This window comes from Kitasatospora sp. NPDC089797, assembly GCF_040684795.1.
Taxonomy (GTDB): Bacteria; Actinomycetota; Actinomycetes; order Streptomycetales; family Streptomycetaceae; genus Kitasatospora.
On record NZ_JBFBGS010000002.1, the window covers coordinates 322,053 to 335,747 of the forward strand.

The window sequence follows — 13,695 nt, forward strand, 5'->3', positions numbered from 1 at the left end:
CGTCAATTTGCGAAGGAGGTCTGATGACCGACGCACCGACCGCCTCCCCGCTCGCCGGCCACCGGCCGCTGGAGGTCCCGCCGGGGGTCGAGTCCGTCGACCTGGAGGTCAGGTTCACCCAACTGCTGTTCCGGGCCTCCCTGTTGGGAAGCAAGCTGGCCGAGCAGAAGCAGCAGGCCCGGGCCGCCCAGCGGGACCTGCTGGGCGTACTGGTCGAGGTGGACGACGCGCTCGCCGCCCTCGGCCTGGACCGCGAGCTGGTCGCCCACGGCCGCGGCGCGGGGCTGGAGGCGACCCGTCGACGGCTGCTCGGCCGGCTCGCCAGGGCGGGGGTGAAACCGATGCGGCTGGAGGGGCTGGCGGCGGACCCGGCGCTGACCGAGATCGTCGGCACCGAGGTCCGGCCGGGCGTGGCGCCGGAGACCGTGCTGCAGACGGTGGTGACCGGCTTCTTCTGGGAGCAGGAGGTGCTGCGCCGGGCCCAGGTGGTGGTGGCCGCACCGGAGTCCGCGCTGCCGCCGGCGGGCGACCCGCGGGTCGTACCGGCCGGGGCGGCCGGGGCAGCCGGATCCGGCGCGCCCGCCGGATCCGCCTCGACGGTGGAGCGCGCCGAACCCGCTGAGCCCGCCTCGACCGTGGAGCCCGGATCCGCCGATTCTGCCGAATCCGCGGGGCCCGCCTCGACCGTGGAGCCCGGATCCGCCGAATCCGAGAAGTCCGCCGAGCCCGTCGCCCGGTCCGTTCCGCCCCGGGCCCGGCGGCAGGTGAGGGCGACCGGCCGCCCGGCCAAGCGGGCCAAGCGCAAGAAGTAGCCAGGACCACGAGGGGCAAGAGGGGAACGACATGTACCGCACACTCGGCATCGACCTGGGCACCACCAACTCCGTGGTGGCGCACCTGCGCCGGGGCGCGCCGGAGATCATCTTCAACCGCCAGAACCAGGAGGCCACGCCCTCCGTGGTCGGCAGCGGCCGCAAGGGCGAGCTGCTGGTGGGCTCGACCGCGCGCAGCCGGATCGCCATCGACGGCGCCAACGTGATCCGCTCGGTGAAGCGGTTCATGGGCCGCAAGTTCAAGGACCAGCAGGTCCAGGCCGCGCTCAAGGACATCGACTACAAGGTCACCGCGGGCACCGACGGGGACGTCAACGTCTGGTTCAACGGCCGCTCCTACACCCCGATCGAGATCTCCGCGATCATCCTGCACCGGCTCAAGCAGGACGCAGAGCAGCGCATCGGCGAGCCCTTCCACCGGGCCGTCATCACCGTCCCCGCCTACTTCGGCGAGCGGCAGGTCGCCGCCACCCAGGAGGCGGGCCGGATGGCCGGCCTGCACGTGCTGCGGATCATCAACGAGCCGACCGCCGCCTCGCTCGCGTACGGGCTCACCACCGACGCGGGCGAGGACGGCCGGACCGTCCTGGTCTACGACCTCGGCGGCGGCACCTTCGACATCTCCATCCTGCTGCTGGTGCCCGGCTCGGTCTCGGTGCTCGGCATCGAGGGCGACAACCTGCTGGGCGGCGACGACTTCGACCGCGCGATCACCGGCGCGCTGCTGGAGGACATCCGCGAGGAGTACGGCGCGGACTACCAGCCCGACCTGCGCGACCGCCCGAAGATCGCCGCCACCGCCGAGACCGTCAAGATCGAGCTGTCCAACCAGGAGGCCTCCGAGGTCATCCTGCCGGGCCTGGGGGCCGGCCAGTTGGTGCTGGAGACGGAGTTCGAACGGGCCCGCTTCGAGGAGCTGATCGAGGCCCAGATCGAGCGGACCATCGAGCTCACCCACAAGGCCATCATGCAGGCCAACCTGACCGTCGGGGACATCGACGAGGTGGTGCTGGTCGGCGGCTCGACCGCGATCCCGCTGGTCGAACGGCGGCTCGGCGAGGTGTTCGGCCCGCGCCGGATCAAGCGCGGCGTCAACCCGATGCAGTGCGTGGCGCTCGGCGCGGCCGCGCAGTCCGCCCTGGTCGGCGAGGTGGAGTGCCCGGAGTGCCGGGCCCCCGGTGACCTCTCCGCCTCCAACTGCGCCAACTGCGCCACCTCGCTGCTCGGCGGCGAGCGGATCTCCTGTCCGACCTGCCACATCCCGGTCGACCCGGCTGCCGCCGACTGCCCCAAGTGCGCCGGCTCGATGGCCGGTTCGGCCGCCGCCGGGGCGGGCGCCCCCCGGCCGTCGCAGGCCACCACCGTGCTGCGCGGCGGCAACTGCCCGCAGTGCGGCACCCCGGCCGCCCCCGGCGTCACCGCCTGCGAACTGTGCGGCGAGGCACTCGGTTCGGCCGCCCCCGGCCACACCAGGGCGGACTCCACCGCGGCCGAGGACGTCGGCCTGCGCTGCGGCTCCTGCGCGGTGGTCAACCCGCCCGGCACCGAAACCTGCGCGAGCTGCGGCGAGTTGATGCAGATCACCAACCCCTTCGACATCACCCCGAAGAACCTCGGCATCGAGCTCAACGACGGCCGGCTGGCGGTCATCATCCCCAAGAACACCAGCTACCCGACCGGTTCACCGGTCAGCCGGGAGTTCGTGGTCTCCGGCAGCGGCCGCCAGCGCCTGGAGGTCGCGGTCTACGAGGGCGAGCACGAGGTCGCCCAGCAGAACGAGCTGATCGGCCACCTCACCCTGCGGCTGCCCGAGGGCCTCGGCGGCCGCACCCCGGTGGAGGTCGCCTTCGGCCTGGACCGGGACCGCACCGTCACGCTGTCCGTCCGGATCCAGGGCGGCGCCGAGAAGACCGTCAAGCTGGAGCGGGTCACCCTCGACCCCGAGCTGAAGGTGCAGGTCGAGGAGCAGCAGCGGCAGATCGAGTCCTTCACCGACCGCTGGGGCGGCGAGCTCACCGAGGCCGAGCGGCGCGAGGCCCAGCGGCTGATGGACACCCTGGACGACCTCGCCGCCGGGCAGACCCGCGGCCGGTCGGTGGACGAGGCGCTGGAGCGGGCGCAGCGCCAGCTCAAGGCCCAGCGCTGGGTGCGCGGCTCGGAGGCGTACCTGAGCCTGTTCATCCACTACTGCGAGAAGCACCTGGACCCGAGCGACCTCGACCGGCTGCGCTCGGTCGCCGCCGAGCTGCGGCTGCGCCGGGAGGCGGCGGACTGGGAGGGCGCGATGCGCGCCGCCCAGAAGGCGGACGAGCTGTGCGACTCGCTCGGGCACACCTTCCGGATGCTCACCATGTGCAACGTCTACGTCAACCAGAACATGGTCTCGCCGGCCCTGGCCCAGCGGATCATGGCGGAGCTGCGCGGGCTGGACGAGGCGGTGGAGGCGCCCAACATGGAGGACGTCAACCGCCACATGTCGAACCTGCTGGCGCTCTACGCGCAGGCGCAGCGGGAACTGGGCAGCGAGCCGACCGCCGAGTCGCTCGGGCCGGTCCGCCCGGAGGAGGCCGGTCCGCGATGAGCACCGTGACGCCGGGCACCGTGACTCCGCTGGACGTCCTCTGCCCGCTGTGCAAGGTCCCGGCGGACCGGCAGTCGCTGGGCTGCCCGTCCTGCCGGGAGGACCTGGGCGTGCTGTTCCGGCTGCGTTACGCCGCCCGGATCGACTACAACCGGGCACTGGAGGCCCTGGCGGCCGGTGACGGGCCGCTGGCGCTCGGCCTGCTGCACCGGGCGCTGGAGACCGAACCGGGGCTCGATCCGGCCCGGGAGCTGCTGGAATCACTGAGCGTGGCCGGGGTCGGCGGCCCCGCCGGATCGTCGGTCGACCGGGGTCGGGAGGGCGACACGCCCCCGGATTGACCAATCCGGGGGCTCCCGGACTGCCGTCGGTTTCGATCGGTGCGAGTGTGATCGTCACACGGATGTTCGCCACCCTCACAAGGAGTGACGCAATGCGTATTCGCACCACCATCGCCGCCACCGCGCTCGCCGCGGTGGCCGTGCTCGCCGGTGCCGGCACCGCCGCCGCTGGGAGCGCGACCGCCAACGGTGTCGCGTTCGGCTCGCCGGGCGTCCTGTCGGGCAACCAGATCCAGATCCCGATCAACCTCGAGGCCAACGTCTGCGGCAACACGATCGGGGTCATCTCGCTGCTGAACCCGGCCTTCGGCAACACCTGCATCAACTACTGACCCGCGCGCGCCGGGGCCGTCCGTCGAACCAGACGGGCGGCCCCGGCGCCGTGTCGTACCCCCGTTCGGGGGTGGCGGCGCGGGCCCGGGACCGCGAGCATGGTCCTCTGCCCCGCACCGCCGCACCCAGGAGCCCGCCCGTGCCGACACCGCCCGCCCCGCGCAGCTACGCCTCCGGCACCGCGAACGTCCCGCTGCTGGGCGACACCATCGGGGAGAACCTGGACCGCGCGGTGCGCGCCTTCCCCGACCGGGACGCGCTGGTCGACCGCCCCACCGGCCGCCGCTGGACGTACGCCCAACTCGCCGCCGACGTCGACGCGCTGGCCCTCGGCCTGCTGCAGCTGGGGATCGCCAAGGGCGACCGGGTCGGCATCTGGGCCCCCAACTGCGCCGAGTGGACGCTCACCCAGTACGCCACCGCCAAGCTCGGCGCGATCCTGGTCACCGTCAACCCGGCCTACCGGGTGCACGAGTTGGAGTACGTGCTGAACCAGGCCGGGATCCGGCTGCTGGTCGCGGCCGAGCGCTTCAAGACCTCGGACTATGCCGGGATGATCGGTGAAGTCCGGCCGCGCTGCGCCGGGTTGGAGCAGGTGCTGCTGATCGGCGGCCCCGCCTGGGACGCGGCGCTGACGGCCGGCCGCGCCGCCGACCCGGCCCTCCTCGCCGCCCGGCAGGGCGAGTTGGCCCCGGACGACCCGATCAACATCCAGTACACCTCGGGCACCACCGGCTTCCCCAAGGGCGCCACTCTCTCGCACCACAACATCCTCAACAACGGCTACTTCGTGGGCGAGTTGCTCAACTACACCGAGCAGGACCGGATCTGCGTGCCGGTGCCCTTCTACCACTGCTTCGGGATGGTCATGGGCAACCTGGCCGCCACCTCGCACGGCGCCTGCACGGTCATCCCGGCCCCCTCCTTCGACCCCGGTGCCACCCTGGCCGCGGTCGCCGCCGAGCGCTGCACCTCGCTGTACGGGGTGCCGACCATGTTCATCGCCGAACTCGCCGACCCGGACTTCGACCGCTACGACCTCTCCAGCCTGCGCACCGGCATCATGGCGGGCTCGCCCTGCCCGACCGAGGTGATGAAGGAGGTCATCGAGCGGATGGGCATGGCGGGGGTGTCCATCTGCTACGGCATGACCGAGACCTCGCCGGTCTCCACCCAGACCCGCACCGACGACCCGGTGGAACGCCGGGTCTCCACCGTCGGCCGGGTCGGCCCGCACCTGGAGGTCAAGGTCGTCGACCCGGCCACCGGCCGCACCGTCCCGCGCGGCGAACCCGGCGAGCTGTGCACCCGCGGCTACTCCGTGATGCTCGGCTACTGGGACGAGCCCGAGCGCACCGCCGAGGCCGTCGACGCGGCCCGCTGGATGCACACCGGGGACCTCGCGGTGATGGACGAGGACGGCTACCTCGCCATCACCGGGCGGATCAAGGACATGGTGATCCGCGGCGGGGAGAACCTCTACCCGCGCGAGATCGAGGAGTTCCTGCACGCCCACCCGGACGTCCTCGACGTCCAGGTGATCGGCGTCCCCGACCGCAAGTACGGGGAGGAGCTGATGGCCTGGATCCGGATGCGCGAGGGCGCCGAACCGCTCACCGCGGAGGCGGTGGCGGCCTACTGCGCCGGGCGGCTGGCCCACGTCAAGGTGCCGCGCTACGTGCACGTGGTCGAGGAGTTCCCGATGACGGTCACCGGCAAGATCCGCAAGGTGGAGATGCGCGAGATGGCGGTCCGGATCCTCGACCTCCCGGGGCGGTGAGGCCGGGGCGTGCGCCGCCGGTCCGGGCGCGGTCCGTCCCGACGCGCTCGCCCGCGCGGGTGGAAGACCGCCCGCCGGGGAATGCCGCACCGTCGGTGTGCGCACAGTCCCGACATGACGACACCCACCCCGGTCCGCACCCACCTCGCGGACGCCGTACTCGCCCTGGTGGCCGCCCTGGCCCTCGCCTCCCCGGCCACCCCCGCCCTGGCGGGCCCCACCCACCCCGGTCCCGCCCCGAGGGCCGGCACTTGCAGCCAGGCCGTCCAGGAGACCCGCGCCGACCTCGCCAACGCGGGCGCCCCGACCGGCCACACCGACTGGCAGGGCGTCCGCGACGACGCCCAGAGCTTCGTCGACTCCCACCCCTACGGCGGCTCGGGGACCCAGAAGCTGAAGTCGGACATCCAGAACCTGAACTACTACTGCGCCTCCTGACCCGCCTCACCGGGCCGCCGGACCCAGGGCACGCACCGAAGCCGTCGCCCCGACCTCTTGGTCGGGGCGACGGCTTCGACGTGGACGCCGGGGCCCGGCCGAGTCGCCGGGCCTCCAGGGCTCAGTACCGGGCGCCCCAGGCCTCGTCCGTCGAGACGATCTCGCGGCCCAGGGGCATCAGGGAGATCGGGATCATCTTGAGGTTGGCCCAGCCGAAGGGGATCCCGATGATCGACAGGAACAGCGGGATGCTGGTCACCAGGTGCGCGATCGCCAGCCACCAGCCCGCGAAGACCAGCCAGATCACGTTCCCGACGCAGGACGCGGCCCCGGCGTCCCGCCGCTCGACGGTGGTCCGCCCGAACGGCCACAGTATGAACCCGGCGATCCGGAACGAGGCGATCCCGAACGGGATGGTCACGATCAGCACGCAGCAGATGATTCCGGCGATCGCGTACCCGATGGCCATCCAAATGCCGCAGAAGAGCAGCCAGATGACATTGAGTACGAAGTTGATGGGTTTCATGGGCCGTACCTTCTCATGTTCGACGGGCTTCTACGACCGTGCTGTGCCCGGTGGCCAGCGTGTCCACGCCCCCTAGGGGAGGTTGTTCAGGGTCGGTTCCGGGGAGCGGCGGACCGGCGGCGCCGGGCGGTCAGTGGGCGTCGCGGCAGGTGCCGTCGGGGGTGCAGAGGGAGAAGGAGAGCGGGCGGCCGGTGGGCGGGATCCGGTAGTGGTAGGCGGCGAAGGTGACCAGTGCGCCGGCGCCGAGGTCGACGGTGCGGTGCCGGACCGGGCCGACGAGGCCGTCGGGGTCGCCGACGACGGTGATGGACTCCACCGGGCCGCGGTAGGCGGTGAAGGCGTAGGAGTCCAGGCCCGGCGTGGTGTCGGTCGGCATGGGGGTGCGCGGGACGAGGTCCTCGATGGTGTCGAACCAGATGGTGGTGGGCGCCTCGCCGCGGTGGTTGATCACGGCGTGGCAGACGTCGAGGTTGTCCACCGGCCAGAACGCCACCGCCCGGTCCCGGCCGTCGGTGTCCAGGACCACGAGGGTCGGCAGATCGGGCTTCGGGCAGCCGGGCGGCAGGTTGAGCGTGCCGATGAGGTCCACGATCCACCGGGCGGACGGCGGGGCCGGTGCGGGGAGGGGGACCGGGTGGCGGGTCGGGAGGGGGTCGGGGAGCGGCTCGCAGGCGGTGGCTCCGGTGAGCGTCGCCGTCAGCGCGGCGGCCGAACAGAACACGCGGAGGCTGCGTCTCGTCACTGGGTCCCCCTGGCCGACGGTGTGCCCCAGGATGCGCGCACTCCCCGGGCGGGACAAGACTCCGGGCACGGCGGGACTCCGGGCGCGGTCCGCGCCCGGAGTCGGTGGCCGCCGTCAGGCCGGGCGGGGGAGGTACGCCAGGCCGTGGGCGCCGGGCTCGGCCCGCTTGGGGAGGGCCAGACGGGTGACCGGGGTGAGGGTGTCGAGGTCGATGACGTCGACGGTGGAGGAGACGGCCGAGGAGACGTAGCCGATCCGGCCGTCGGGGGAGGAGGTGATGGTCAGCGGGAAGGTGCCCACGTCGACGGAGCCGAGCGGGCGGTGGGTGGCCGCGGAGAAGACGGTGAGCCGTCCGTGGGCCTTCCCCTCGAGGGGGGAACCCGGGTCGGTGGTGGCGTGGATCTCGCCCACCAGCAGCCGGCCGGAGGCGGTCAGGTGGACCGGCAGGACGGCGGAGCCGGTGGGCAGCACCTCGACCACGGCGGTGGTGCGGGCGTCGATGACCCGGATGCCGGGTTCGGCGTCGGCGTCCTTGGCGAAGCCGAGGTAGGGCCCGCCGACGTACACCCGGGAGCCGTCGGCGGAGACGGCCAGGCCCTCGCTGCCGGGGACGGCCACCTTGGCGGTGAGCGTGCCGCGGTCGAGGTCCACCACGGAGACGTACGGCGCCTCCTTGTTGGTGGCGTAGCCGGTGCGCCCGTCCGGGGAGATCGCGAACCAGTGCGGGCCGGGGGCGTCGGTGTCGATCCGGCCGAGCGGGCGGCGGGTCGCGGTGTCGACGACCACGACGCCGCCGGGGCGCTGCGCCGAGGCCTCGACGCTGACGTAGAGCCGGCCGCGGACCGGATCCAGGGCCAGCCCGTGCGGGCCGTGCTCCGGGGCGAGGTCGATCACCTCGACGATCCGGCGGGTGTCGGCGTCGAGGACGGTCACCGTGGTGCCGTGGCCGCTGTGGGCGTTGTAGTAGCCGGAGTGGTACGCGCTGGTGCACCAGAGCAGCCGCTGGGTCGGGTCGAACAGCAGCTCGTGCGGTTCGGCCGTGACCTCGACGGTGTCGAGCAGCTCGTCGGTGGCGGCGTCGAAGAAGGAGACGGTCGGGCCGCTCTGGCTGACGACGGCGAGGACGTCGCCGGTCAGGTGGGCGCGGGGGTCGTTCGGCACGATGACTCCTGAGGAGGGAAGGCCGGGTGTTTCTCGGACGGTTCCACTCTGCTCGCCCGGCGACGCCCGAACCATGCAAGGATCGGCACGGGATCTTTGCCCCAGGCGTGAAGACGCAGCTCAGGAGCCGTAGATGGACCTCAACCTGCTGCGGGCGCTGGACGCCCTGCTCCAGGAGAACAGCGTGACCCGGGCCGCCGAACGGCTCGGCACCTCGCCGGCGGCGGTCAGCCGGATGCTGGCCCGGCTGCGCCGCGCGGTCGGCGACCCGCTGCTGGTGCGGGCCGGGCAGGGCCTGGTGCCGACCCCGCGGGCGCTCGAACTCCGCCAGGAGGTGGCCGACTTGATACGGGCCGCGGAGAACGTGCTGCGGCCCGGGGCGGGCTTCGACCCGGCGCACCTGGAACGGACCTTCACCGTGCAGACCACCGACGCCGTGCTGGTCCGGATGGCCGGCCCGCTGATCGGGCGGATCCGGGCCGAGGCCCCCGGGGTGGACGTGGTGTGCCTGCCGGAGACCGTGGAGGGCGGACCGGCCCTGCGACAGGGGCAGGTGGACGTCGAGATCGGCGTGCTCGGGCAACTGGACCCGGAGATCCGGACCCGGCCGCTGGTCACCGCGCCGGTGGTGGGGGTGGCGCGGGCCGGCCACCCGCTGTTCGAGGGGCGGATCACCGCCCGGCGGTTCGCCGCCGCCGACCACATCGGGGTCTCCCGGCGCGGCAAGCGGCTCGGGCCGATCGACACCGCGCTGGCCGAGCGCGGGCTGCACCGCCGGGTCGCGGCGGTGGTGCCCAGCCACACCAGCGCCATGCTGCTGGCCAGGGGCAGCGACCTGGTGACGCTCGCGATGGCGGACTGGCTGCCGGAGACCTTCGCCGCGCTGGGGCTTCGGGCGTTCCCGATCCCGCTCGAACTCCCGCCGCTGGAGCTGGGGATGGCCTGGCATCCGCGCAACTCGGCCGATCCGGCGCAGCGTTGGTTCCGGGCGCACGTGGCAGCGGCCGTGCGGCCGGAGCAGTTGTAGGACGGCGGTGGTGTGGCCGGAGTGGCCGGAGCAGGTGGAGGGCCGCACCCGGCGTACCGGGTGCGGCCCCAAGTCACTTGTCCTTGAGGTTACTTGCCCGCGATCACCTGGCCCATGGCGGCCAGGGTGGGGGAGCCGTCGTTCCAGTAGTCGGAGTGTCCGCCATCGGGGTTGGTGGGCAGGACGGTCGCGCCGAACTGGGGGGTGGTGGTCTGGCGGCCGTGGATGAGGTGGTGGTCGCCGTCGTCGAAGCCGAAGTCGGCCCTCAGGTTGTCCCAGGCGTTGTCCGCCGCCCCGCCGGGGTCCATGGCGGCGGCCATGCCGATCATGTCGGCCTGGCTCTGCGCCGCGTACACGTGGGACGGATCGATGTGGAGGTCCTTGGCGGTGTCCACGCCCGCGCCGGGGCTGGCGATGAGCACGACGTTGTCGACCGGGAGCCCCTTGTCCTTCATGGTGTAGCCGATCGTCGTGGTGCCGTAACTGTGGCCGAGGATGGTGTTGTTGGAGATGTTCCCGTTGTGGGTGGCGTGCAGCCCGACCTCGAAGCCGTGCAGCTTGTCCTCGGCGTCCTTCGCGTACTGGTCGTCCGAGGCCTCGCTGAGGAGCTTCTGCGGCGCGTCGTAGCCGATCCAGGAGATCGACGAGGTGGTGCGCTTGCTGTTGGCGGCGTTGGCGGCGGCGACCATCTTGTCCGAGCGGTCGATGTCGCCGTCGACCTTGCCGAGCCGGGCCCCGGTGCCGGGGACGTACGTCGACACGTTGTCGGCGGTGTCGGGGTTGTTGATCGCGACGATGGCGTGGCCCTTGCCGTCGGTGTCGAAGCCCAGCAGGTACGCGGGCGGGTGGGCGGCGTCGACCTGGGTGTTCAGCCGCTTGTCGATGGCGTCGATGCCGCCCAGCTTCTCGGTGAGGTCGTCGTGCTGCTGCTTCCAGAGCTTGTGCATCGGACTCTCGACGGCCCCGTACGGCGTCCCCGTCACCGCGTCGGGCTCGGGGCCGAGGCCGTCCAACTGGTGCTGGAGGTCCGTCCTGGCCCGGGCCAGGTTGATCCGGTTGGCCTGGTCCCGGCCGGTGGCGGGGATGCCGTCGAGGTTGCCGATCTGTGCCGGGTGGTTGAGGACCATCCGGTGCTGCTGCTCGTCGGTGAGGCTGTTCCACCAGGCCGCGACGGCGTTCGGGTCGGTGCCGGTGTCGGGGATCTGGGAGAGCGCGTTCGCGGCGGCCGTGTCGTTCGTCGCCACCGTGGCGTCCAGGCCGGTGCCGTTGCTCGCGTTGGTGGTCAGGTGGGCGAGCCGGCTGCTGATCGTCCGGTCCGCGTGGTCGGCCTCGGTGACGGCGGCGGTGATCCGGTCGCGGATCTGCTGGGCCTTCTGCGGGCCGTCCCCGAGGTAGGTGGCCGAGTCGGGGTTGTTGTCCCAGGTGATCGTGCCGTCGGCGGCGACGGTGAGCCCCTGGGCCTTGGCGTCGTCCAGGGCGCTGATCAGGTGGGCCTGGGCGGCGGCGAAGCCCTCGCCGGCGTCCTGGAGGGCCCGGCTGATCAAGGCGATCTCCTGCTGGGCGGCGTGGAGTTCGTCGTGCAGGTTCTGGATCCGGGTGGTGGCGTGGTCGGCGGCGGTGCCGCTCCACTGGGAGTTGTGCAGCCGGTCGACGACCTCGTGCTGCCAGTTCTCCACGTGCCCGCCGAAGGCGGTGGAGAGGGTGTCGAAGGCGGTCTTGGCGATGGCGAGGTTGCAGAAGTCCGCGTCGTGCAGGGTCTTGATGTCCATCGGCTACTCGGCCGCCTTCGCGCTGCGCGGCCCGACGGGGCCGGGGACGAGGACGGTCCCGAACGGGTCCGGCTCCTTGGTGGCGGGCACCGGGGTGTCCGGGTGGATCATGTTGGTGTGGATGTCCTGCTCGACCTGGCGGTAGTAGGTGGCCGAGGCGCCGAGCTTGCCGCCGACGTCGCCCATGTCGCCGCCGAGCTTGTCCAGCAGGGTCTTCCAGCTGGTGCCGCAGGCGGTCAACGCCTGTGCGGTGAGCCAGCCCTGCAGCGTGCCGGCGGCCTGGTTGCACGGGTCGGTGATCTTCGCGGTCTCGCCCGGTATCAGGCCGCCGATGTGCTGGGCGCTCTGTCCGCAGCCGTCCAACTCGTCCGGCTTGACCTTGAATTCCAGGCCCACGTCTGGATCTGCCATGTGTCCCCCGTCAGTTCCGGACCGGTTGCTGGGCCGGTCGGAGCGGTAACCGACGTCGCATGCTAGCGGATCGCCCGGGCCCGGCAGGCAGCCTGCGGGGGCGGGGGCGGAGGGGCCGCACCTCGGTAAAGGTACGGCCCCGAACGGCAGTTGGGCTACTTGGCCGGCGTGCCGGTGGGCCAGAGGCAGGGGGAGCTGATCTTGAGGCTGAGGTCGTGACCGGAGGCGGAGGTCCCGTCCAGGACGGCGAGGAAGTCGTTCTGCGGGTTCTTCAGCCTGACCCAGTCGGCACGGAGGCCCGGGGGGTCCTGGACCGGCTGGAAGCCCTGACCGGTCAGGTAGGTGCGGTAGTCGGTCACGGCCTGGGCCTTGAGGTCCGAGGAGACGTCGCCGAAGTCGTAGCCCCGGCTGGTCTGCTGGCGGCCGTGCGGGCCGATGTCGTTGGCGTCGCATTCCTGGTCGAAGAACGCGGCCGGCGTCGACGCGGGCCGGACCGGTAGTTTGGCCAGGACATCGGCGAGGTAGCCGTCGATCTGCGTCTTGGCCTGGTCCAGGGTGATGGTCGGCTTCGACCGCTCCTGGAGGGTGTTCGCCCCGCAGGCGGTCAGGGCCAGCGCCGTGACCGCCAGGGTGGCGGCGGCGGTGGCCCGCCTGATCGGCGGGGTGCGGTTGTCGGCGCTCACTGCATCGGCTTTCCGGCGATGACCTGCCCCATGGCGGTCAGAGTGGGTGAGTCGGCGTTCCAGTAGTCGGAGTGTCCCGCGTCGGGGTCGACGGGCATGACGTTCGCGCCGAACTGGGGGACGGTGGTCTGGCGGCCGTACATCAGGTGGTGGTCGCCGTCGCCGAAGCCGAAGTCGGTCTTGAGGTTGTCCCAGAGGTTGTCCCCCATCCCGCTGGGGTCGGTGGCGGCGGCCCAGCCGATCGCGTCGGCGGGGCTCTGCGCCGCGTACACGTGGGACGGGTCGATCCGGAGGTCCTTGGCGTTCTCGACCCCGGCGCCGGGGCTGGCGATGAGGACGGCGTTGTCGACCGGAAGGCCGTGGTCGCGCATGGCGTAGCCCACGGTCGTGGTGCCGTAGCTGTGGGCCAGGATGGTGTTGTTCCCGATCTTCCCGTTGTGGGTGGCGTGCAGCCCGTTCTCGAAACCGACCAGCTTGGACTCCGCGTTCTTCGCGTAGGTGTCGTCCGCGGCCTCCGGGATGATGTTCTGCGGCGCGTCGTAGCCGACCCAGGTGATCGACGAGGTGGTGCGCTTGTCGCCCGCCTTCCGGTTGGCGTCGTCGGCGGAGGCGACCATCAGGTCCGAGCGGTTGATGTCGCTGTTGATGCTGCCGAGCCGGGCGCCGGTGCCGGGGACGTACGTCGAGACGTTGTCCGCGGTGTCGGGGTTGTTGACCGCGAGGATCGCGTGGCCCTTGCCGTTGGTGTCGAAGCCCAGCAGGAAGGTCGGCGGGTGCTGGGCGTCGACCTTGGTGTTCAGCCGGTTCTCGATGGCGGTGATGCCGTTCATCTTGTCCGTCAGGTCGTCGTGCTTCTGCTTCCAGTCCGTGTAGGCGGGGTTCGGGTGGATGAACCGGCCGTTGCCCTCGGTCGGCTTCGGCGCGGGGCCGAGGGCGTCGAGCTGGTGCTGGATGTCCTGCTTGCCGCGCTGCAGGTTGATCCGGTTGGCCTGGTTGCGGTCGGTGGCGGGGATGCCGTCCAGGTTGCCGACCTGGTCGGGGTGGTTGAGGATCATCCGCTGCTGCTGGTC

Annotated in this window: 14 protein-coding genes; 7 read left to right on the forward strand and 7 right to left on the reverse strand. The window is 72.1% G+C overall.

Features of this window, described 5'->3' with window-relative positions; genetic code table 11:
• Positions 1-23: 23 nt before the first annotated feature.
• The 6 genes from grpE to AB0O91_RS03180 all read left to right on the forward strand — a co-directional run bounded on the left by grpE (position 24) and on the right by AB0O91_RS03180 (position 6,306).
• Positions 24-812, forward strand: coding sequence for a nucleotide exchange factor GrpE (gene grpE, locus AB0O91_RS03155; RefSeq protein ID WP_363427373.1), 789 nt, complete (start codon positions 24-26; stop codon positions 810-812).
• 31 nt (positions 813-843) lie between these two features.
• The gene (locus AB0O91_RS03160; protein ID WP_363427374.1) at positions 844-3,414 is read left to right on the forward strand and encodes an Hsp70 family protein; all 2,571 of its coding nucleotides are present in this window, start codon (positions 844-846) and stop codon (positions 3,412-3,414) included.
• A complete protein-coding gene (locus AB0O91_RS03165) occupies positions 3,411-3,755 on the forward strand; it encodes a hypothetical protein (protein WP_363427375.1) in 345 nt (114 codons plus the stop codon). Before AB0O91_RS03160 ends, AB0O91_RS03165 begins: the two co-directional genes overlap by 4 nt.
• 92 nt (positions 3,756-3,847) lie before the next feature.
• A complete protein-coding gene (locus tag AB0O91_RS03170) occupies positions 3,848-4,087 on the forward strand; it encodes a chaplin (RefSeq protein WP_363427376.1) in 240 nt (79 codons plus the stop codon).
• Positions 4,088-4,227: 140 nt separating this feature from the next.
• Positions 4,228-5,868, forward strand: coding sequence for an AMP-binding protein (locus AB0O91_RS03175; protein WP_363427377.1), 1,641 nt, complete (start codon positions 4,228-4,230; stop codon positions 5,866-5,868).
• Between the two features lie 114 nt (positions 5,869-5,982).
• Entirely contained in the window at positions 5,983-6,306 is a 324-nt protein-coding gene (locus tag AB0O91_RS03180; RefSeq protein WP_363427378.1) for a hypothetical protein, read from the forward strand.
• Positions 6,307-6,427: 121 nt separating this feature from the next.
• Here AB0O91_RS03180 and AB0O91_RS03185 read toward each other — a convergent pair whose 3' ends face one another.
• The 3 genes from AB0O91_RS03185 to AB0O91_RS03195 all read right to left on the reverse strand — a co-directional run bounded on the left by AB0O91_RS03185 (position 6,428) and on the right by AB0O91_RS03195 (position 8,735).
• A complete protein-coding gene (locus AB0O91_RS03185) occupies positions 6,428-6,832 on the reverse strand; it encodes a YccF domain-containing protein (protein WP_363427379.1) in 405 nt (134 codons plus the stop codon).
• Between the two features lie 130 nt (positions 6,833-6,962).
• A complete protein-coding gene (locus AB0O91_RS03190; protein WP_363427380.1) occupies positions 6,963-7,574 on the reverse strand; it encodes a hypothetical protein in 612 nt (203 codons plus the stop codon).
• A 114-nt stretch (positions 7,575-7,688) separates the two neighbouring features.
• Complete coding sequence (locus AB0O91_RS03195; RefSeq protein ID WP_363427381.1) at positions 7,689-8,735, reverse strand: YncE family protein; 1,047 nt, start codon at positions 8,733-8,735, stop codon at positions 7,689-7,691.
• A 133-nt stretch (positions 8,736-8,868) separates the two neighbouring features.
• Here AB0O91_RS03195 and AB0O91_RS03200 point away from each other — a divergent pair, with 133 nt between their 5' ends.
• Positions 8,869-9,762 (forward strand): LysR family transcriptional regulator, encoded by an 894-nt coding sequence (locus AB0O91_RS03200; protein ID WP_363427382.1) that lies wholly within the window; start codon positions 8,869-8,871, stop codon positions 9,760-9,762.
• Between the two features lie 89 nt (positions 9,763-9,851).
• On the opposite strand, the gene AB0O91_RS03205 is transcribed toward AB0O91_RS03200, so the two are convergent.
• From AB0O91_RS03205 to AB0O91_RS03220, 4 genes are all read right to left on the reverse strand, one after another.
• Complete coding sequence (locus AB0O91_RS03205) at positions 9,852-11,531, reverse strand: alpha/beta hydrolase (RefSeq protein ID WP_363427383.1); 1,680 nt, start codon at positions 11,529-11,531, stop codon at positions 9,852-9,854.
• Positions 11,532-11,534: 3 nt separating this feature from the next.
• Positions 11,535-11,942 (reverse strand): hypothetical protein, encoded by a 408-nt coding sequence (locus AB0O91_RS03210; protein ID WP_363427384.1) that lies wholly within the window; start codon positions 11,940-11,942, stop codon positions 11,535-11,537.
• A 155-nt stretch (positions 11,943-12,097) separates the two neighbouring features.
• Entirely contained in the window at positions 12,098-12,625 is a 528-nt protein-coding gene (locus tag AB0O91_RS03215) for a hypothetical protein (protein ID WP_363427385.1), read from the reverse strand.
• Positions 12,622-13,695 (reverse strand): alpha/beta hydrolase (locus AB0O91_RS03220; protein ID WP_363427386.1); only part of this gene is annotated, 1,074 nt, incomplete at its 5' end. The genes AB0O91_RS03215 and AB0O91_RS03220, both read right to left, overlap by 4 nt.